This window comes from Streptomyces sp. NPDC048496 (genome assembly GCF_043200055.1).
Lineage (GTDB): Bacteria > Actinomycetota > Actinomycetes > Streptomycetales > Streptomycetaceae > Streptomyces.
In genome coordinates this window covers 105,815-126,557 of record NZ_JBICXB010000013.1, presented here as the reverse complement: position 1 = coordinate 126,557, position 20,743 = coordinate 105,815, and the positions used below count along the sequence as shown (strand labels likewise).

General features: G+C 68.7%; 13 protein-coding genes. 5 read left to right on the top strand and 8 right to left on the bottom strand.

Going from position 1 to position 20,743, the window contains the following annotated elements; genetic code table 11:
* Positions 1-26: 26 nt before the first annotated feature.
* The gene (gene glgP, locus ACGFSA_RS15885; protein WP_393304485.1) at positions 27-2,630 is read right to left on the bottom strand and encodes an alpha-glucan family phosphorylase; all 2,604 of its coding nucleotides are present in this window, start codon (positions 2,628-2,630) and stop codon (positions 27-29) included.
* Positions 2,631-3,485: 855 nt separating this feature from the next.
* Between glgP and ACGFSA_RS15880 the strand changes: the two genes are divergently transcribed.
* The 4 genes from ACGFSA_RS15880 (at position 3,486) to glgB (ending at position 11,523) form a co-directional block, all read left to right on the top strand.
* A complete protein-coding gene (locus ACGFSA_RS15880; protein ID WP_393304483.1) occupies positions 3,486-5,537 on the top strand; it encodes an alpha-1,4-glucan--maltose-1-phosphate maltosyltransferase in 2,052 nt (683 codons plus the stop codon).
* Entirely contained in the window at positions 5,534-7,240 is a 1,707-nt protein-coding gene (treS, locus tag ACGFSA_RS15875; RefSeq protein ID WP_393304481.1) for a maltose alpha-D-glucosyltransferase, read from the top strand. Before ACGFSA_RS15880 ends, treS begins: the two co-directional genes overlap by 4 nt.
* A 300-nt stretch (positions 7,241-7,540) precedes the next feature.
* On the top strand, positions 7,541-8,944 hold the full coding sequence (locus tag ACGFSA_RS15870) for a maltokinase (RefSeq protein ID WP_393304479.1): 1,404 nt from the start codon (positions 7,541-7,543) through the stop codon (positions 8,942-8,944).
* A gap of 98 nt (positions 8,945-9,042) precedes the next feature.
* Positions 9,043-11,523, top strand: a complete 2,481-nt coding sequence (glgB, locus tag ACGFSA_RS15865) for a 1,4-alpha-glucan branching enzyme (protein WP_393304477.1) — start codon at positions 9,043-9,045, stop codon at positions 11,521-11,523.
* Here the strand turns inward: glgB and ACGFSA_RS15860 are convergent.
* Entirely contained in the window at positions 11,480-13,690 is a 2,211-nt protein-coding gene (locus tag ACGFSA_RS15860) for a HelD family protein (protein WP_393304527.1), read from the bottom strand. The two genes, glgB and ACGFSA_RS15860, sit on opposite strands and share 44 nt — an antisense overlap.
* A gap of 443 nt (positions 13,691-14,133) precedes the next feature.
* On the opposite strand from ACGFSA_RS15860, the gene ACGFSA_RS15855 reads away from it, so the two are divergent.
* A complete protein-coding gene (locus ACGFSA_RS15855) occupies positions 14,134-15,039 on the top strand; it encodes a TIGR04222 domain-containing membrane protein (protein ID WP_393304475.1) in 906 nt (301 codons plus the stop codon).
* A gap of 47 nt (positions 15,040-15,086) precedes the next feature.
* Here the strand turns inward: ACGFSA_RS15855 and ACGFSA_RS15850 are convergent, their stop codons facing one another.
* From ACGFSA_RS15850 to ACGFSA_RS15825, 6 genes are all read right to left on the bottom strand, one after another.
* Positions 15,087-16,367: a hypothetical protein gene (locus tag ACGFSA_RS15850; RefSeq protein ID WP_393304473.1), complete on the bottom strand. Its 1,281-nt coding sequence runs from the start codon at positions 16,365-16,367 to the stop codon at positions 15,087-15,089.
* A complete protein-coding gene (locus tag ACGFSA_RS15845; protein ID WP_114246738.1) occupies positions 16,364-16,624 on the bottom strand; it encodes a hypothetical protein in 261 nt (86 codons plus the stop codon). Before ACGFSA_RS15845 ends, ACGFSA_RS15850 begins: the two co-directional genes overlap by 4 nt.
* Positions 16,621-17,520 (bottom strand): formylglycine-generating enzyme family protein, encoded by a 900-nt coding sequence (locus ACGFSA_RS15840; protein WP_393304471.1) that lies wholly within the window; start codon positions 17,518-17,520, stop codon positions 16,621-16,623. Before ACGFSA_RS15840 ends, ACGFSA_RS15845 begins: the two co-directional genes overlap by 4 nt.
* A gap of 61 nt (positions 17,521-17,581) precedes the next feature.
* Positions 17,582-19,273 carry a hypothetical protein gene (locus ACGFSA_RS15835; protein WP_393304469.1) on the bottom strand — a complete coding sequence of 564 codons (1,692 nt, stop codon included), beginning with the start codon at positions 19,271-19,273 and terminating at the stop codon, positions 17,582-17,584.
* Positions 19,270-20,055 carry a class I SAM-dependent methyltransferase gene (locus ACGFSA_RS15830; RefSeq protein ID WP_393304467.1) on the bottom strand — a complete coding sequence of 262 codons (786 nt, stop codon included), beginning with the start codon at positions 20,053-20,055 and terminating at the stop codon, positions 19,270-19,272. Before ACGFSA_RS15830 ends, ACGFSA_RS15835 begins: the two co-directional genes overlap by 4 nt.
* Before the next feature lie 384 nt (positions 20,056-20,439).
* Positions 20,440-20,670, bottom strand: coding sequence for a hypothetical protein (locus ACGFSA_RS15825; protein ID WP_393304465.1), 231 nt, complete (start codon positions 20,668-20,670; stop codon positions 20,440-20,442).
* Positions 20,671-20,743: the final 73 nt, after the last annotated feature.

Genomic DNA, 20,743 nt, shown 5'->3' with positions numbered 1-20,743 from the left:
GTGCCGGGCCCGGGGAGGACGGTTGGTCAGCGCATCAGCAGGCCCGCTCCGTCGCCCGTCGCCCCCGTCGGCAGTGCGACCAGGCCGAGTTCCGCGCTGGTTGCCAGCAACGGGTGAGCGGGAAGCACTCGCACCGTGTAGCCGTAGGGGCCGGTGCGGTCGAGGGCGAGCGGGCCCTCGTACAGCCAGCGCCCCTCCAGGTCCTGGCCTCCGGTGGGCTTCAGCGGGAAGAACTGGGCGTCCGAGATCGCGTCGGTGGAGTCGACCCGCCCGGCCACCGCCTGCACCTCCACATCGTCCGGCTCCAGTGCTCCGAGAGCGATCCGGACACGCAGCGCCAGCGTCGCCCCCAGCTCGGCCGAACCGCCGATCGTGCTGGGCGCCACGGCCTCCACATGGTCGACCGCGACCCGCGGCCAGGCAGCACGGGCCCGGGCCTTCCAGTCCGCGAGCTCCCGCGCCGTGGCGGCGTCCAGGGAGCGGTGGGCGAGCGCGGCGGGGGCGTACAGCCGCTCGACGTACTCGCGCACCATGCGTCCGGCAAGGACCTTGGGGCCGAGCGTGCCCACGGTGCGGCGGACCATCTCGACCCAGCGCTCGGGAAGCCCGTCGTCGCCCCGGTCGTAGAAGCGCGGTGCCACCCGCTCCTCGATCAGCTCGTAGAGGGCATTCGCCTCCAGCTCGTCGCGCCGGTCCTCGTCCGTCGCGGACCCGTCGGCGGTCGGGATCGCCCAGCCGAAGTCGGGTTCGAACCACTCGTCCCACCAGCCGTCGAGCACGGACAGGTTGAGACAGCCGTTGAGCGCGGCCTTCATGCCGCTCGTGCCGCAGGCCTCCAGGGGCCGCAGCGGGTTGTTGAGCCAGACGTCGCAGCCGGGGTAGAGCTTCTGCGCCATGGCCATCCCGTAGTCGGGCAGGAAGACGATGCGGTGGCGGACCCTGGGGTCGTCGGAGAACCGGACCAATTCCCGGACCAGCCGTTTTCCACTGTCGTCGGCGGGGTGCGCCTTGCCCGCGACAACGATCTGAATCGGCCGCGTCGGGTGGAGGAGCAGCTCCGTCAGCCGGTCGCGGTCACGGAGCATCAGGGTCAGCCGCTTGTAGGAGGGCACGCGGCGGGCGAAGCCGATCGTCAGCACATCCGGGTCCAGCACGCCGTCGATCCAGCCCAGTTCGGCCGGCTGCGCACCACGCGTGCGCCAGGAGGCGGCAAGCCTCGTGCGGACCTCGGTCACCAGCTGTTCGCGCAGCGTCCGCCGCAGGTCCCAGATTTCGCGGTCCGGGATTCCGGCCGCCGCGTCCCAGCGTCCCGGCGTGCCACCGTACCGGGCTCGCAGCCCGAAGATTTCGGGGGCGACCCAGGTGGGCGCGTGCACGCCGTTGGTCACCGAGGTGATCGGCACCTCCGCGGCATCGAAGCCCGGCCACAGCCCGGCGAACATCTGCCGGCTGACCGCCCCGTGCAGAGTGGAGACGCCGTTGGCCCGCTGAGCGAGCCGCAGGCCCATGACCGCCATGTTGAAGAGGGTGGGCTCGCCACCGGGGTACGTCTCCATACCGAGCTGCAGGATCCGCTCGACCCCGACACCCGGCAGTTCGCCGTCGTCGCCGAAGTGACGGGCGATGAGCTCCCGGTCGAAGCGATCGATTCCGGCAGGCACCGGGGTGTGGGTGGTGAACACCGTGCCGGCCCGCACCGCCTCGACCGAGGAGTCGAAATCCAGGCCGGTTCCGGAGAGTTCACGGATGCGTTCAAGACCGAGGAAACCGGCGTGGCCCTCGTTGGTGTGGAAGACCTCCGGGGCCGCGTGCCCGGTGAGCCGGCAGTAGGTCCGCACGGCTCGTACGCCGCCGATGCCGAGCAGCATCTCCTGCAGCAGCCGGTGTTCGCTGCCACCGCCGTACAGCCGGTCGGTGACCTCGCGCTCGCCGGGTGCGTTCTCCTCCACGTCGGAGTCGAGCAGGAGCAGAGGGACGCGGCCGACCTGGGCCTGCCAGATGTGGGCGTGGAGCGAGCGGCCACCCGGAAGGGCCAGTACCACGCGGCTCGGTGTTCCGTCGGCCTCGCGCACCAGGGTGAGCGGCAGTTCGTTGGGGTCGAGGAGGGGATAGTGCTCCTGCTGCCAGCCGTCGCGCGACAGGCTCTGCCGGAAGTAGCCGTGCCGGTAGAGCAGGCCGACCCCGACGAGGGGCACACCGAGGTCGCTGGCGGCCTTCAGATGGTCCCCGGCAAGGATGCCGAGTCCGCCGGAGTACTGCGGAAGGGCTGCGGTCACGCCGAATTCGGGCGAGAAGTACGCCACGGCGGCGGGCAGTTCCGCACCCTGCGCCAGCTGCTCCTGGTACCACCGTGGACCGTCGAGATACTCCTGGAGGGCGGCGGACGCCTCGGTCAGCCGGTGCAGGAACTGCTGGTCCCGGGCCAGCTCGGCAAGGCGCCCGGCAGAGACGGCGCCGAGCAGACGTACGGGGTCGGAGTCCGCCGTGCGCCTGCCCGCCGGGTCGACGGCCCGGAAGAGCTCACGTGTCTCGGTGTGCCAGGACCAGCGCAGGTTGCGGGCGAGGTCGCTGAGCGGTTGAAGGGAATCGGGGAGGACAGGACGCACGGTGAATCGACGAATGGCCTTCACGTATTCCACCTTTACAGGGGACGTACGAATCCGAGGGGACGCACCACGGTGTGCGCCGCTCCGTCACCCTCGACGGTAACGGTGTGCCGTACTCCGCAACCACGGCGCGCGACCGGCTCACAGTGAACGGCACCCGGCGAGCCGCCCGCTCCCGGATCCGCCCCCGACTCCGGCCCCGACGCCCACCGCAGTCCCGGCATCGGATCAGCGGCCCCCTGCGTCTCGTCCGCGCCACCGCCCCTCTCCGTAGATCGGTACTCATCCGCCACAGGCGTTATGGCCGATTCCACCCCCTCGCGCAACCTTGTGGCCCTTCACGGCACAGGGAAGGCTGCCCAGTGGCGTGTACGGGGGTCGGGTCGAGGCGGACCGGCCGGCCTTCGACGCGACTCCGTGCGACGCGCACCACGTCGAGGAGGAGGTTTCGGTTCATGGGACTGACACGGCGACGCCCACGACCGGCACAGGGCGGAGCCCGGCGTATTCAGACCTTCACCGCTACGCCCGGGTAGTTAACAAACCACCGGATTGGCCCCCCGGCAACCGTGGGAAGGCTTCTGCGGTACACAGCCCGGATACGGCCCGAACGCGGTTCATCTGCGATCCGGCAGCGGTTCGCATGCAGTCCGTACGCGTCCGGTGCGCATCCGGTACTCACCCGCGCACCACACCCGCGCCCCAGCCATTCGAGTGCCATTCGAGTGAATGCGGACAGGAGCGGCCATGCTCACACCCCATCAGCCGTCAGCGGAGCAGCTAGAAAGGACGGACCCCCACAGTCGCGGCGTACGCACTCCTCTCTCCACGCCCGCACCGCGTCCCGTGCAGCCCGAGCTCCAGTCCCCAGGTGATTCCATGATCGGTCGCATTCCCGTCCTCGACGTCCGTCCTCTCGTCGATTGCGGCAGAAGGCCCGCCAAGGCCGTTGCCGGTGAGACCTTCCAGGTCACGGCCACCGTCTTCCGTGAGGGGCATGGGGCGGTCGCCGCCAATGCCGTGCTGCGGGATCCGAGCGGCCGCCCGGGTCCGTGGACGCCGATGCGGGAGCTCGCTCCCGGCACCGACCGCTGGGGCGCCGATGTCACGCCGGACTCCGAGGGGCACTGGACGTACACGGTCGAGGCCTGGAGCGATCCGGTGACCACCTGGCACCAGCACGCACAGATCAAGATCCCTGCGGGGATCGACACCGCGCTCGTGCTGGCGGAGGGCTCCGAGCTGTACGAGCGGGCCGCCGGGGGTGTGCCGAAACAGGACGGGCGTGAGGCGGTGCTGGCCGCGGCCGATGCGTTGCGCGACGAGTCACGGCCGGCCGCCGCGCGGCTCGCCGCCGCGCTCGCCCCCGAGGCCACCGCCGCGCTCGCCCGCCATCCTCTGCGCGAACTGGTGACCGCGGCCCGACCGCTCCCCCTCGTCGTCGAGCGCCGACGGGCCCTGTTCGGTTCCTGGTACGAACTGTTCCCGCGGTCGGAGGGCGCCAGGTTCGAGCCGGCCGAGCCGGCGAAAGCGAGCAAGGGCGGGACGGGGAAGGCTGCGGACCCTCTGCAGAAGCACCGGGGAAGGGTTGTCAGCGGCACGTTCCGTACTGCTGCCGAGCGGCTTCCCGCGGTCGCCGCCATGGGCTTCGACGTCGTCTATCTGCCGCCCATCCACCCCATCGGGACCACCCATCGCAAGGGCCCGAACAACTCGTTGTCCCCCGGCGCCCACGACGTGGGGGTGCCGTGGGCGATCGGTTCGGCCGAGGGCGGTCACGATGCCGTCCACCCCGGACTCGGCACGCTCGACGACTTCGACCACTTCGTCGGAACCGCCCGCACCCTCCGCATGGAGATCGCGCTGGACTTCGCGCTCCAGTGCTCTCCCGACCATCCGTGGGTGGAGAAACATCCCGAGTGGTTCCACCACCGCCCGGACGGCACCATCGCGTACGCGGAGAACCCGCCCAAGAAGTACCAGGACATCTATCCGATCGCCTTCGACAAGGATCTGCCGGGGCTGGTCGCGGAGACCGTCCGCATCCTGCGGTTCTGGATGGACCACGGGGTACGGATCTTCCGCGTCGACAATCCGCACACCAAGCCGGTGATCTTCTGGGAGAAGGTGATCGCCGACATCAACCGCACCGACCCCGATGTGATCTTCCTGGCCGAGGCGTTCACCCGCCCCGCGATGATGCATGCGCTCGCCACGGTCGGTTTCCAGCAGTCGTACACGTACTTCACCTGGCGCAACACCAGGCAGGAACTCACGGAGTACGTCACCGAGCTGGCCGGTGAAGCGGCCTCCTCCATGCGGCCCAACTTCTTCGTGAACACCCCGGACATCCTGCCGGGCTATCTCCAGGACGGCGGACGCCCGGCCTTCGAGGCGCGGGCCGTGCTCGCCGCGACACTCTCGCCGTCGTGGGGCGTGTACGCGGGGTACGAGCTGTGCGAGAACACCCCGGTGCGGGCCGGCAGCGAGGAGTACCTGAACTCGGAGAAGTACGAAATCCGGCCCAGGGACTGGGAGTCGGCGGAGCGCGAGGGCCGTTCCCTGGCTCCGCTCATCACCTCGCTCAACCGGATCAGGCGGCGTCATCCCGCACTGCAGCAGCTGCGCGACGTGCACTTCCACGCCGCCGACAACGACGCGCTGATCGTCTACAGCAAGCGCTCGGGTTCGAACATCGTTCTGGTGGTCGTCAACCTCGACCCTCACCACACCCAGGAGGCCACGGTCTCGTTGGACATGCCGCAACTCGGCCTCGACTGGCACGAGACCGTGCCGGTGCGCGACGAGCTCACCGGCCACACCTATCACTGGGGCAGGACCTTCTATGTGCGCCTAGAGCCGGGCGTCACGCCCGCGCACATCGTCGTCCTGCGACCGTCCCCGCCGACCGGAGGGTCACCCACACCATGATTGTCAATGAGCCTGTCCACGACAAGTTCGAGGACACCCCGGCCAAGGACCGCGATCCCGACTGGTTCAAACGCGCCGTCTTCTACGAGGTCCTCGTCCGCTCCTTCCAGGACTCCAACGGCGACGGCATCGGCGATCTCAAAGGCCTCACCGCCAAGTTGGACTATCTGCAGTGGCTCGGCGTCGACTGCCTCTGGCTGCCGCCGTTCTTCAAGTCGCCCCTGCGCGACGGCGGATACGACGTCTCCGACTACACCGCCGTGCTTCCGGAGTTCGGCGACCTCGCCGACTTCGTGGAGTTCGTCGATGCCGCGCACCATCGCGGGATGCGCGTGATCATCGACTTCGTCATGAACCACACGAGCGATCAGCACGACTGGTTCCAGCAGTCGCGCAGCGATCCCGACGGGCCGTACGGCGACTACTACGTCTGGGCCGACGACGACAAGCAGTTCCCGGACGCGCGGATCATCTTCGTCGACACGGAGACGTCCAACTGGACCTTCGACCCGGTGCGCAAGCAGTACTACTGGCACCGGTTCTTCTCCCACCAGCCGGATCTCAACTACGAGAACCCCGCGGTGCAGGAGGAGATCATCTCCGCGCTCCGGTTCTGGCTGGATCTCGGTATCGACGGCTTCCGCGTCGACGCCGTGCCGTATCTGTACCAGCGGGAGGGCACCAACTGCGAGAACCTGCCGGAGACCCACGAGTTCCTCAAGCGGGTGCGCAAGGAGATCGACGCGCACTACCCGGACACCGTGCTGCTCGCCGAGGCCAATCAGTGGCCGGAAGACGTCGTCGACTACTTCGGTGACTTCCCGGCCGGCGGCGACGAGTGCCATATGGCGTTCCATTTCCCGGTGATGCCGCGCATCTTCATGGCCGTGCGCCGCGAGAGCCGCTATCCGGTCTCGGAAATCCTGGCGAAGACCCCGGCGATCCCCTCCGGTTGCCAGTGGGGCATCTTCCTGCGCAACCACGACGAGCTCACGCTCGAGATGGTCACGGACGAAGAGCGCGACTACATGTACGCGGAGTACGCCAAGGATCCACGGATGCGGGCCAATATCGGCATCCGGCGGCGGCTCGCATCCCTCCTGGACAACGACCGCAACCAGATCGAGCTGTTCACAGCCCTGCTCCTGTCGCTGCCGGGTTCCCCGATTCTGTACTACGGGGACGAGATCGGGATGGGCGACAACATCTGGCTGGGCGACCGGGATGCCGTACGCACCCCGATGCAGTGGACGCCCGACCGGAACGCGGGATTCTCCTCCAGCGATCCGGGGCGGCTCTACCTCCCGACGATCATGGACCCGGTCTACGGCTACCAGGTGACCAACGTCGAGGCGGCGATGGCCTCGCCGTCGTCGCTGCTGCACTGGACACGGCGGATGATCGAGATCCGTAAGCAGAATCGGGCCTTCGGTCTCGGGTCGTACAACGAACTGCCGTCCTCGAACCCCGCGGTGCTCGCCTTCACCCGTGAGTACAAGGACGATCTCGTGCTGTGCGTGCACAACTTCTCGCGGTTCGCGCAGCCGACGGAGCTCGATCTGCGGACGTTCAACGGGCGTCATCCGGTGGAGCTGATCGGCGGGGTGCGCTTCCCCGCCATCGGTCAGTGGCCCTACCTGCTGACTCTCGCCGGGCACGGGTTCTACTGGTTCAGGTTGCGGAAGGACGTGCCGCAGATCTGATGCGGCGCCACTTCCGCGCATACCCAGCGGGGCGGTTTCCGCCGCCCCGCACGGGGCAATCTCCCCCATATCGAGCCCTTCAGGGTCTTTCTCTCCGAATTCGCCACAGCGCATCGGAGTTCGACGGAGTCGCCCGAGTCCGCCGGGGGCCCCAGGGGGCTTCCGAGGCCCTTGGAGCCCTTCACGTCGAGTCCGTACGGACCATCCTGACCGACACGTCCCGCACAGCCGGACAGCTATTGCCGCAATCCGGGACACTCTTCGCATCCTGTGGTGTGCCCGGGGAAAGGACGCGATGCCATGTCGAAGGCTGCATCCACTCGGGTCGCCCTCGCCAACAGCACAGCACTACTCCCGTCACTCGCCCCCCTGCTGCATGAGTGGCTGCCTCGGCAGCGGTGGTTCGCAGGCAAGGGACAACCAGTCACGGCCTTCTCCCTCGTCTCCGCGACCGAAATACTGCCCGTGGATGCCGAACCCGCGGGGAGCAGCGCCGGCAACGGGCCCGGGCTGCTCCATCTGCTGGTCCGGGTGCATCAGCCGTCCATGCCGGCCTCGCCCGACGACTGCTATCAGATGCTGCTCGGAGTCCGGGCCACGCTGCCACCATGGCTCGCCCCCGCCCTCATCGGTCATGTGAAGGGAGGTCCACTGGCCGGTCTGGCGGTCTACGAGGGTCTGCACGATCCGCGGCTCGCCGAACTTCTGCTGGAACGGTTGCGCACCCCCGGCACCCTCGGCCCCCTCCGTTTCGACCGGGGCGCCGCTTCCATCCCCGCCGGGCTCACCCCTCGGGTGCTCGACACGGAGCAGTCCAACTCCTCGCTCGTCTACGGCAACGCCTACATCCTGAAGATCTTCCGCAGGGTCTTCCCCGGGACCAATCCCGATCTGGAACTGCCGCTCGCCCTCTCCCGGGAGGGCTGCGGCCGGGTGCCGGAACCCGTCGCCTGGTTCGAGGCGACAGCATCGGAGCCGCTCACCCTCGGCGTTCTCCAGCCCTTCCTGCGGGGCGCGGAGGACGGCTGGCAGCTTGCGCTACGGGCACTGGCCACGGGCCATGACTTCACCCGGGAGGCCCGCGCACTCGGACGCGCCACCGCCGAGGTGCACACGGCACTCGCCACCGCGCTGCCGACGCCCGTGCTGCGCCGCTCGCAGACCGAGCATCTCGCCGCCGGGATGATGGAACGGCTGGAGGCGGCTGCCCACGCGGTACCGGCGCTGGTGCCGTATGTTCCCGGGCTGCGCACCGCGTTCGACGCCGTTGCCGCACTGGGCCACAGGGGCCGGAGCTGGGCCGCGCAGCGGGTGCACGGCGATCTGCATCTCGGCCAGACCCTGCGCGCGGCCGACGGTTTCTGGTCACTGATCGACTTCGAGGGCGAACCGGCGCGGCCCCTCCTGGAACGCCGCCGTCCGCAGCCCCCGGTGCGCGACATCGCAGGCATGCTCCGCTCCTTCGACTACGCGGCCCGCTCCCACCGGCCCTGGAACGCCGAGTGGGCGGCACGCTGCCGGACTGCCTACTGCGACGGGTACGCGCAGGCCGCGGGCGTCGATCCGCGCAGCGAACCGGAGTTGTTGCGGGCCCATGAGACGGACAAGGCGGTGTACGAGGTGGTGTACGAGGCCCGGCACCGGCCCGACTGGCTCCCGGTGCCGATGGCCGCCATCCAACGTCTGGCCGCCGCCGTCGACTGATGTGCCGCACACCGCCCGGTTTCGGCCACGGCGGCGTTCCCCCGCCCGTCACGCCCCGCCCGCCCCGATTCACCCACACCCCCGAGGAGGCAGTCCCTGTGACCGCCCGCAAGCCGTCCCGCAACGCGCCCGATCCCACCGTGGCCGCGTCGCCCCCGCCGATGCCCGTCGAGCCCGCACCCCCGGAGCCCGCCGCGACTCCGGTCGCCGGCGCGGCCGCCGCGACCCCAGCAACGCCAGAAGCGACTCCGGCCCCCGCGGCACCGTCAGCGCCTTCGGGCCCCTCGGCCTCAACGGCTTCCCCCGCCAGGCGGAAGAAGGGGGCGGAGAAGCGGACCGCTGCCGCACCGTCCCGTCCCCGGCGCGCCGGCGGCGGTGGCCGCGGGGTCCGGCCGGTGCGGTCCCTCGACGAAGGCGACCGCGGGCGACTGCTCGCCGGTGAGCACCACGCACCGCACGATCTGCTCGGCGCGCACATGGTCCGCGGCGGTGTGGCGCTCCGGGTGCTGCGTCCGTACGCGCGTTCCGTGACCGTGCTCGCCAAGGGGCTGCGGGCGGAGCTTCACGACGACGGCGACGGGCTGTTCTCCGGGCTGCTGCCGATGCCCGCCGTCCCCGAGTACCAGCTCCTGGTCGGCTACGAGGACAACGAGATCGAGGTCCAGGATCCGTACCGGTTCCTGCCCGCGCTCGGCGAACTCGATCTGCATCTGATCGGTGAGGGGCGGCACGAGGAGCTGTGGACGGCCCTCGGCGCACGGCCCATGGAGCACCAGGGGGTCACGGGAACACGGTTCACCGTCTGGGCACCCAATGCCCGCGGGGTCCGGGTCGTCGGGGACTTCAACTACTGGGACGGCACGGGCTTCCCGATGCGCTCGCTCGGCTCGACCGGGGTCTGGGAGTTGTTCCTTCCCGCGATCGGGGAGGGCGCGCTCTACAAGTTCGACATCTGCCGGCCGGACGGTTCCCACACGGTGCGCGCCGACCCGATGGCTCGCCGTGCCGAGGTCCCGCCCGCCACCGCTTCGATGGTGACGGCCTCGCACCATGAGTGGCGGGATCAGGAGTGGATGGCGCACCGCGGAAGCGTGCCCGTGCACGAGGCGCCGTTCTCGGTGTACGAGGTGCATCTTCCCTCCTGGCGCCCCGGTCTCACATACCGCCGACTTGCCGATCAACTCCCTTCATACGTAAGGGATCTGGGGTTCACACATGTGGAGCTGATGCCGGTCTCCGAGCATCCGTTCGGCGGCTCCTGGGGCTATCAGGTCACCGGTTTCTACGCCCCCACCTCGCGGATGGGATCGCCGGACGACTTCCGGTATCTCGTCGACGCACTGCACCGGGCCGGCATCGGCGTCATCATCGACTGGGTGCCCGCGCACTTCCCGCGGGACGACTGGGCGCTTGCCGAGTTCGACGGCCGTCCGCTGTACGAGCACTCGGACCCGTCCCGGGCCGCGCACCCCGACTGGGGCACGCTCGAATTCGACTACGGCCGCACGGAGGTGCGCAACTTCCTGGTCGCCAACGCCACGTACTGGTGCGAGGAGTTCCACATCGACGGGCTGCGGGTCGATGCCGTCGCCTCGATGCTCTACCTGGACTACTCGCGCGAGAACGGGGACTGGGCTCCGAACGAGCACGGTGGCCGGGAGAATCTGGACGCCGTCTCCTTCCTCCAGGAGATGAACGCCACGGTCTACCGGCGCAATCCGGGCGTCGTCACCATCGCCGAGGAGTCCACGGCCTGGGACGGCGTCACGCGCGCCACGCATCATGTCGGCCCCGGCGGTTTCGGCGGGCTCGGTTTCGGGCTGAAGTGGAACATGGGCTGGATGCACGACTCCCTGGAGTACGTGGCGAAGGAGCCGGTGCACCGCAAGTACCACCACAACGAGATGACGTTCTCGATGGTGTACGCGTACAGCGAGAACTACGTGCTGCCGATCTCGCACGACGAGGTCGTGCACGGCAAGCAGTCTCTGGTCAGCAAGATGCCCGGCGACTGGTGGCAGCGGCGCGCCAATCACCGTGCGTACCTCGGCTTCATGTGGGCCCACCCGGGCAAGCAACTCCTCTTCATGGGACAGGAGTTCGCCCAGGGCGCGGAATGGTCCGAGGGACACGGTCCCGACTGGTGGCTGCTCGACCCGTCGTACGCGGCGGAGGCGGACCACCGGGGTGTACGGGACCTGGTGCGTGAGCTGAACGCGGTGTACGGGGCGACACCGGCGCTGTGGCAGCGGGACACCGTCCCCGAGGGCTTCGCCTGGGTCGACGGCGGAGCCGCCGAGGACAATGTCTTCGCCTTCCTGCGTTTCGACGCGGACGGCGCGCCGCTGCTCGCGGTGTCGAACTTCTCGCCGGTGGTCCGCCACGAGTACCGGCTGGGCGTGCCGCCGTCCGTGTCCGCCTGGGCTGAGGTGCTCAACACGGACGCGGCACGGTACGGCGGCGGTGACGTCCTCAACCCGGATCCGCTGAAGCCGGAGTCCGTCACCGCCCACGGTCACCGCACGAGCGTCCAGCTCACTCTGCCTCCGCTGGCGACGGTGTGGCTGAAGCCGGTGTGATGACCCCGAGCCGCTGGGTGGCCCGGGTCAGCGCCACATAGAGATCGTTGGGGGTCATCAGCGCGGGCGCGACGACGAGAACCGTGTCGAACTCCAGGCCCTTGGCCTGGCGCGGGTCGAGCAGGACGACGGGCCGGTGCAGATCCAGCGGCCCGTCGTCGAGTCCTGTGAGTTCCGCGTGGAGCTCGCGCGGGGCGATGACGGCGAGCCTGCCCTCCGCCGGGGTCTCGGCCTCGGCGAGCCCGGCCACGTCGGCGAGCGGCAGGGTGCGCTCCCAGGGCCGTGCACCGGTGGAGCGGATGGAGCGCGGGGGTTCGAAGGCGGGATCGGCGGCCCGGCGCCGCTCGGCCGCGTACTCCATGATCTCGGCGGGCGTACGGTAGTTGACCCCGAGCCGGGCCAGCTGCCAGCGGTCCTGGACGTGCGGCGCGAGGATCTCCTGCCAGGAATCGCAGCCTGCCAGGTCGCCGGTCTGGGCCGGGTCGCCGACCAGGGTCATCGAGCGGGTCGGGCTGCGACGCATCAGCAGCCGCCAGGCCATGGCCGACAGCTCCTGCGCCTCGTCGACGATGATGTGCCCGAACGCCCAGGTCCGGTCGGCGGCGGCGCGCTCGGCGGCGCTGCGGTGGTCGGCCTCCTCCTGACGCTCGGCGAACCGTTCGGCGTCGATGATGTCGTGCGCCGCGAGGACCTCGGAGGCGTCCTCGTCGAGGTCCTCCTTGTCCTCGAACTCGTAGGTACGGGAGGCGTACGAGACGTCGAGGACGCCCTGCGCGTAGGCGATCTGGCGGGCCCGCTCGGACTCGGCGGCGGCCCGGGCGGCGGAGTCGTCCGCACCGAGGAGCTCGGCGGCCTCGTCGAGGAGGGGAACGTCGGCAGGTGTCCAGGCGGCCTTCTTCGCGCGCCGGAGCAGCTCGGCGTCGTCCTCGGCCAGATGCGTCGGCTCCGCCAGATAGCCGGCGAGGAACTCCTGCGGGGTGAGCGAGGGCCACAGGGAGGTGATGGCGGCGTGCACCTCCGCGCTGGCGGCAATGCCCTTGCCGAGCTGGGCGATGTCGTCGGGGCCGAGGAAGTTCGGGCCGCCGTAGGGGTCGGCGCCGATGCGGTCGGCGAGCTGCGTGGTGAGATCGTCGATGATCCGGAAGGCGAAGGTGGGCAGGGCGAGATTGTGCGGCAGCCCGGTCTCGCGGGCCTTGTGCCGCGCTTCGACTGCCATGTCCCAGTCGAGGATCAGTTCCCCGTCGTCGTGCGCGATGACGATCGGCTCGCCCCTCTCGGGCACCTGCTGCCGGTCCCGTACGGCTTCGGCCAGTACGCCGGCCATGTCCGCCCGGCCCTTGACGGCGGCGGCCGCGGGACTGTCGGTGCCGGTGGCGTGCACGCCGGGGAACAGTTCGCCGACCGTCGACAGCAGCACGCCGGTCTCACCGAGCGAGGGCAGCACGTCGCCGATGTAGCCGAGGAAGGCCGGGTTGGGCCCGACGATCAGCACGGCCCGCTTGGCGAGCTGTTCCCGGTGCGCGTACAGCAGATACGCGGCCCGGTGCAGCGCGACCGCGGTCTTCCCGGTGCCCGGTCCTCCCTCGACGACGAGCACCCCGCGCTGCGGGGCGCGGATGATGTGGTCCTGCTCGGCCTGGATGGTCGAGACGATGTCGCCCATCCGGCCCGTGCGGGCGCTGTTCAGCGCGGCGAGCAGCACCTCGTCGGCGTCGTGCGACTCGTATCCCGTGCGGGTGGTGTCGGCGAGATCCATGATCTCGTCGTGCAAACCGGTGACCGCGCGCCCCTGCGTGGTGATGTGCCTCCTGCGGCGCAGCCCCATCGGTTCATACCCGGTCGCGAGATAGAACGGCCGCGCGACAGGAGCCCGCCAGTCGATCAGCAACGGGGTCCGCTCGGTGTCGTCCCGCCGGATTCCGATGCGCCCGATGTGGTAGGTGACTCCGTCGCGCCTGTCGATCCGTCCGAAACAGAGTCCCGTGTCGGCGGCATTCAGCGCGGCGAGCGAGGCGGAGTGCTCGGCGACGCCGATATCGCGCTCCACCCGCGCCTGTCGACCGGTGCTGAGCTGCGCGATCGTGGCGCGCATGCCGGCTTCGGCCGCTACCCGGAGCTGGTCGAGCCGCTCGTGGGCGAGGGAAACGAATTGCTGTTCCTGCCGCATTTCTTCGGTTGACAATTCAGCTCCTGGCGCGATAGAGTATGTTTATTGAAGTGGTCCGCATATTGCGCCGCATGCGCACACGGAACTATTCAATATAGGCGAAGAAATACCCCGGCCGTCAATTCGGACCGGGGCTTTTGTTTGCGTCCAGGAGACGCTTGGCAGAGGGTCGGCGCGCCCGTCGCATCGAGCACGGCGCGCAGCCGTACGAGGATGCCCCGCCACAAGTCGGCGTCACCGGAGTCGCCTTAGAGCCTGTCGGGTGACCTCTGATCGGTCGGGCGCGCGAGGATGTGATCGACGGCCCGCACCGCGAGCACGGCGTGAGCAAGCAGCTCAGAAAAAGCTCTGAAATCAGGCTTGTTCGGATTGGCCGCGCTTCACACGGAGATACCTCTCGCATACGCACATTCATCCGGAGCACGTCCGGATCGGGGACCGCCATGTGGACCACACTCACGCTCATCGACGCCGCGACCGCACTGGTCGCTGCCACCGCCTGCCTGACCCTCTCCGGTCGGCGACTGCTGCCGTGGCGGCGCCGGAAGTACGCTTCCGAGCTGGGTCCGTACGATGCGGCCTTCCTGGCGGGCGGGCCCGAGCGGGTGGTGGAGGCGGCGCTCCATACTCTGTGGGGCAGTGACAACAACGTGGTGATCGGGTCGGGTGGGCGGCTGCGGTTGCCCGAGCCCTGGACGGAGCCCGAGCATCCGGTGGAGCGGGCCGTGGTCGAAAAGTGGCGGACTGCGGGCTCCACGACGCCGACACTGCTGCGGGTACGGGCGGTGCGGGCCGGGGCCGTACGCGAGATCGGCGACCGGCTCGTCTCGTACGGTCTCCTCATGGCCCCGCCCCGCGCCCGGGCCCGGCTGTTCGCCGCGCGGGTCCTGGTCGCCGTGGTGTGCGGCACGGCGGTCCTGGCCGCCGTCGCCGTCCCGCAGGGGCTTCGGCAGACGGCACCGTTCATCGCGGTGGGAGCCTGCTGTCTGGCCCTGCGGTTGCTGTGCCCGGCGCGGGGTCCGCTGACCCCGGCGGGCCGTCGCCGCCTCGCAGCGATACGCACCGGCGAGCTGTGGGCATCGGCCGCGCTCGGGGCCGTGGTGTTCGACGGGCGCAGCGCGTTGCCGGGTGAGCCCCGGCGCTCTCGGCGGTGGGGCAGGGGCGGGGGCCGTCTGCCGTCGGTGGGCCGGATGCTGATCAAGTACGGAAAGGCACTGGATGCGGACGACGACCGGAGCCCGGACAGCAGCGACCACAGCTCCCACGACTCGTACGGCTCCTCGTACGACGGAGGAGGTCACCACCACAGCTGCAGCGGTGCCAGCAGCTGCGGTGGCGGCAACTACTGAGCGCCGGGGAAGCTGCATCGTTGCGCACAGGGCTGAGGAGCGCCCATCTACAGTTCGCTGCCCCTGCGTAGCGAGGACAGAACCAGTCGCCCGTAAGGCGTCGCGAGCGCAGCTGCCGTTGCGGCGACGGAGAGCCCGAGAGCCACGAGCAGGTGCGAGAGTGACTCGTCGCCGATGACCTGGAGTACGCCGAGCGCGGTGCCGAGCGGCAGGCCCAGAATCGTGAGGATCCCCAGGGCGCCGCTGATCTGCTGGCTCTCCTGAGTCTGCACCAGCCGGCTGTAGTCGGCTGCCTCGGCCAAGATTTCGCCGAAGCGGTCTGGTAGTCGGTGCTGCTGCTGGAAGGCGAGCAGTAGTTCGTTGGCCGGACCGTGGGCGGTCAAGTGCTGACGCCAGTAGGTGCTGCGGAAGACCGCGATGTTCCGCTCCAGCATTGCGACTCTTCGCGCCAGTTGCGTGGTATCGAAAACGTCTGAAAGTTCGTCGGTCAGCTCGTCGATGTGGTCGCGCTGGAGTGACCCGAGCAGCAGGGCGTCAAGGTAGACGGTGCGCGAGTGCAGGGCGCCGAACGCGTAGAAGTCACCGTCCCCCGCATCGGCACGGTGGCCGAGGAATGCGGTGCCCTGCCGGAGTACCAGGGCGCTCCAATCCGCCGAGATACGCACGGCGCCGCCGAGCTCTGCCGCGGCGGTCTCCGGGGCAAGCGGAAAGTCGGCCGGGTTCGAGCGTGACGCCAGCTGCCAAAGCCAGCGGTCGGCAGTGGCCGGCAGTGGTCCTTCGTGGCCTGCGCGCAGCGCTGGAGTGTGCTCGGCCTCGGGGGTCAGAAAGGCAATGGTGTAGGGACGAGCTATGGCGAATGTGCCTGTGCCGCTGGTGACTTCCGCGATACCTGCGAGAAGTTCGCCGGAATCCAGCGGGCCTGTGAGCGTCACGGCGTCGCCGTCGGTGATCACTCGTCCCGCTATCGCGCGCACCACAGGCAACAACGGTCTGTACACCGTGAAGTGGAGGACTGCGAGAGCGTGTTCGGGATTGCGGGCGGTGGCCGTACGGAGAAGCTCCATACCGATGAGATGCAGGCCGTTATGAACGACCGACGCCGACCGGTACCAGCGTCGGGGTCGGCCGGGCGCACCGTAAAGAACTCTCGCGGAGGCCGGAGCGAAATAGGTTGCCCGGGTCGCGGTATCCGTTCGACGGCTGCCCAGCTCGAAGGGAAACGGCCCCTCGGCCCAGTCGGGAGTCCGCAGCAGACGCACCGGGACGACGACTGTCAGCTCCTGACGCACACCGATGATGGTTTCGAGTGAGGGTGGCACGGCGGTCATCCGTAGTACTCGGACGGATCAGGCTGGTCGAGGCGGATGACGAACTCGGCCCGGTCGGGGCTCGCCGAGACATGGAAGCGGACACGCTCACCGGTGCGGATGGTACGGAAGCCTTCAGTCACGATCTGCCGGTAGTCGAATCCGTAATACCGCTGATCCTCGTCGTCTCGAACGATGTACGAACCAAGCGTGCCGTTCACTCCCCCGCCACTCGAACGCCTGTCGACAATCGTGCCGTGACGCGGCTCGCCACTCATACCACTGTCTCCTCGGTGTCGGTGATTTCCTCCACGCAGCGGAAGCCAACCGCGTTGCTTCCCCCGCGTTTCCGGTAGAGACCCTTACTGCTTGCCTGTACAGCACGCATCGGGTTGTCATAGCTGCCGCCGCAAATGACGGCCTCACCCGGATCACCGAGGCTGGTCGACGTCCATTCCCAGCAGTTGCCCACCATGTCACCGATGCCAAACGGAGAGCGGTTTCCGGGCCGTTCGTCCGATGGCGTCACCCAGGCCCGCCGGACTGCGTCGCCTGCGAAGTCCTCGTACCACGCCTGGTAGGTGACGACAGGGCGCCCGACCCATGAGTCCGCACAGTTGATGAGTCCGTCCCGGGGCTCGTCGCCCCAGGGAAACAGGCGGCCGTTCGTACCACGCGCAGCGGCTTCCCACTCCAGGGAGGTAGGCAGCCTCTTGCCCTCGAACCCGGCGAAGGCGTACGCGCTCCACCAGTTGACGCAGACGGCCGGGTACGAGTCGTAGCGCGTGTCGGCGTAGTAGTCGGATTCGCGCAACCTGTCGGTCCACGGATGGTGCGTAACGTTGGCCGGCTGGTCGGGATGGTCCCAGCGCGAGGTGCCATCGCGGTTGAGCGCTTGGAGGAAGCGCCGGTAGCGCTGCACCGTCACAGCGTGTCGGTCGAATCGTACGGATCGCGGGACTCGGCGGAGCAGTAGTCGTTCAGCCGGGCCGACCAGATACGTTCCTGCGGGCAGTACGCAGTCGTCGGTCGCGGGAGTGCTGGGAAGGCCGGCGAGGAAGGCGCGAACCTGCTCGGTGAGAAAGGCGCCGCCCGGCACGTCCACTGCCACGTCCTGGTTTCCGGCCTCGGCCAGATATCGCGCCGCAAGCAGTTCCTGGAACGCAGTGTGCACGAAGGCAACCTGATCGGGCCCTGCCGGGCGTAGCAAGGGTGAGAGCACACAGGCGTCGAGCTCAAGGCGCCCGTCGGTGAACGCGCCTGTCCCCAGCGACCGGTGCAGGTCGAGGAGGGAGAACACCGTCTGGTCGGTGAGGAAGGCGTGCCCGAAGCAGTTGGGCAGACGTTGCTCGATGCCGGCCTGTCCGCGATCGGCCAGGGTCCGGGTGATGTGCGTTCCGAGGATGTCGGCGAGGGAGCACCCCGGAGACAGCCCGAGCGACGCGGTGAGCCTCTTCTTCCAACGGTGTTGCGTCAGGTTCGGCGAGGCGTACGAGGTGGAAGTGCGGGACCCTGGCCGGGTCGACTCCATTGGCATACATCTGCTCGACGAGCTGTTCGGAACGGCCTGCGCCGCTGTCCAGCAGCTGGCGGACCTGCGGCGAGTCGGCAAGGAAGGACACGCGCGAGCTCATGACCACGGCGGACTCCGCCGAGAGCACGGCTGCCAGATCCACGAACAGGCGCAGGAATCCGGCGGGGCTCGCCTCATCGACGCCCTCGTCGACGGCGTCGAGCACGCAGAGTGCAGTGCCTGAGCGGATCAAATAGAGAAAGAGGTCGTAGGCGCGGGAGCGGTCCGAAGCCATGGACGGTGCCAGGAGTCGCGCGGCGTACTCCGAGAAGGGTTCGTCCTTGGGCTTGAGTCCGAGGTCGAAGTAGAAGCGGAAACGGCGGGTGTCCGGGTTGACGGCCAGAGAGCGTAGAAGCGTGCTCTTACCACTCCCGGGGCGACCGGTGACCAGTACGTTCGCGCTGCCCCGGCCAAGACGGGTGAGTAGCTCCGCAGCGTCCGCGGAATCCGTTTTCCGGGGCTCCCCGGTGTGCGGGTCGTTGGACAGCACGGCGGCGTTGATCGCCAGGCGGGGCTCTGCGGGTGCGGCCATGGAGGAGACGGCGCCGAGATGTGTTTCGAGGTTGACGAGAGTGTCGACGAAGCCGTCGTAGCGGACGATCCGAAAGTCCAGTCCAAGCATCTGGTGGAGCGCCCCGGATGCCGCACTGTCGTTGTCGTCCTCCAAGACGACGAACCTGGTGAGCTTGGGCAATCGGGTGCGCAACAACTCGCCGTCGCTGGAGGCGAGGACCGTGCTCAGATCGTCGGCGTCCCGGGAGAGCATGAGCTCCACGTACTCGAGCCGCATGCCCGATTCACGGCAGAACAGCTGGTAGACAGTGTCGGAGCTGAGAACGAAGCGTTTGGCCTGCCGATAGCCGAGGGTGACGTACAGACCTGCGAGGAACTCACAGCGGCGGGCCACCTCGGGAGCCAGGTCCGGCTCTCCGCCGAGGAGCGCGGGGCTCCCCGTGTTCGTGAACCAGACCAGCACATCGACGAGGCGGCGCACGGCCAGCAGCCCGTCCTCGTCGCTGATGTCGTAGCCGTCGTGCGTGGAACGATTACGAAGACGGCGGATGTCGTCCAGAGCGTCCATCACGGTGCTGCTTCGGATGTGTGGACGGCAGCGCTTGACGAGGTCGTTCAGCGCCTTGGTCGATGGATCACCTTCGATGTTGTGGTGGCGCCATAACTCCTTGAGCAGCTTCTCGGTCAGTTTGCCGACAAGTGCGACAGCGTTCTCGGGATAGCCGTCGTCGAGGGAACGCAGAGGGCGCTCGAGATCGAGCCCGAGGCGGTCCGCGATCCGTGCGTGATCGTCCAGTTCACCCCGGAGCCGACGCAGCCGCTCATCGACCACGGTACTCACTCGCCCTCACCTCGTTGATCCGGCAGTTCCCCGAGGACAAAGGCGAACCGGTCGGGAAACACAAGGACGGGCTCGGGGTGGGCGGCACGCATCTCCTCGATCCCCTTCTCGATCTCATGGTCGCCGAAGGTGGAGAGTAAGGACATGTAGCGAGCGCGCACCATGCCGAAGTACCTGTCCCGGTCGATGCGCAACTCGTGCTCGACGTGGGTGAGACCTGCCTCCATCCCAGCCGCTGTCAGGTGCTCCACGATGCCCAATGGGTCGGGTTGCAGCTCCTCGAAGCGCCTGAGAGCAGCGTCGAACAACGGGTACTGGATCGTGGCCGGGAGCATGACCACGAGAAGGCGCCCACCAGGCGCCAGCCGCCCCGTCAGGCCGCGCAACGTCCGCGCCGGATCCGAGAGGTGGTGCACCGATTCCTTCAGCCACATCGCATCGAGCCGGCCAGAGGGCAGGTCGACATTCCCCTCGGCAATGTCTTCGGCCGAGGCGAGAACCGGTGCCAGACCGGGTGGAGGCGGCATCCCGATCTGACGAAGCATCGCCTCTGAGGGATCGGCGCAGAGAACGGGGCGGCTCGGCCGGACGGACTTCGCCACTTCGCGCGCGAACAGCCCTGTACCGCAACCGATGTCGGCGATACGGTCGTTGGCATTGAGCCTCAGTGTTTCGGCGATGCGGGCCGACATCCAAGGGATGTAGTCCGGCCCGTACACCCAGTGCTCGTCGTACTCGGCGGCCAGCTCTTCATAATGCCCTTGTACATCGCGCCGCTCCACGATCCCCCTCGCGCGTCACAAGTCTTGATGTGCTGGACAACGACAGGCTATCGCGCCGTACTGGACCAGCAACACCGTGTAATGCGCCGCTGTTCCATCGCCGGTTCAGCGACGTCCGGCGGCGCAGCAAGCAGGACAGTGATCCTCGTCAGGAGTTTATCCACGTTCGCCAGGGCCTGGTGATCAGCTCTCGGTACGTGTGGTGGGAGGGGTTGCACCCCGAGTGCGAAAGAGCCCACCCCTGCGGGACGTCCCAGTCCTCCGCTGTAGCCGAGATCTCTCCGCAGACGACGCACAGCATTGCGTACGTCTGAGGTTCGGCATCCGGCTCCTGGTTCGGCGCGAGCGTCCACTGGACGTGCCTCACGATGGCCCGGGGCCCGCTCATACTCCGCGCCTGGATTCGGCGTTGAGGGCAGCGAGGCGAACGGTCAGCTCCTGGCGCACGGAGAGCACCTCGATGCCGTCCGGCTCGGCCTCCCACGACAGTCCGCCGCTGATCGGGCGGAGCTGGATGAGCCCGCCGATGGTGCCCATCACGACGCCGAAGCGGTCGGCCTTCGTGTCCCTGACTACCGTCCCGAAACGGGGTCCGGTCTGTTGGTTGTTCGCCATGCCGAAGACGCTATGCGGGCACAGTATGTCGAACCAGGCACGGTGCGTAGCACTCTCCCGGCCATCGAGGAGG

Excerpts from the sequence above, each read along its gene's own strand:
- ACGFSA_RS15880 (WP_393304483.1), top strand. The coding sequence starts at position 3,486 with ATGATCGGTCGCATTCCCGTCCTCGACGTCCGTCCTCTCGTCGATTGC.
- treS (WP_393304481.1), top strand. The coding sequence starts at position 5,534 with ATGATTGTCAATGAGCCTGTCCACGACAAGTTCGAGGACACCCCGGCC.
- ACGFSA_RS15870 (WP_393304479.1), top strand. The coding sequence starts at position 7,541 with ATGTCGAAGGCTGCATCCACTCGGGTCGCCCTCGCCAACAGCACAGCA.
- ACGFSA_RS15860 (WP_393304527.1), bottom strand. The coding sequence starts at position 13,690 with ATGCGGCAGGAACAGCAATTCGTTTCCCTCGCCCACGAGCGGCTCGAC.
- ACGFSA_RS15855 (WP_393304475.1), top strand. The coding sequence starts at position 14,134 with ATGTGGACCACACTCACGCTCATCGACGCCGCGACCGCACTGGTCGCT.
- ACGFSA_RS15850 (WP_393304473.1), bottom strand. The coding sequence starts at position 16,367 with ATGACCGCCGTGCCACCCTCACTCGAAACCATCATCGGTGTGCGTCAG.
- ACGFSA_RS15845 (WP_114246738.1), bottom strand. The coding sequence starts at position 16,624 with ATGAGTGGCGAGCCGCGTCACGGCACGATTGTCGACAGGCGTTCGAGT.
- ACGFSA_RS15825 (WP_393304465.1), bottom strand. The coding sequence starts at position 20,670 with ATGGCGAACAACCAACAGACCGGACCCCGTTTCGGGACGGTAGTCAGG.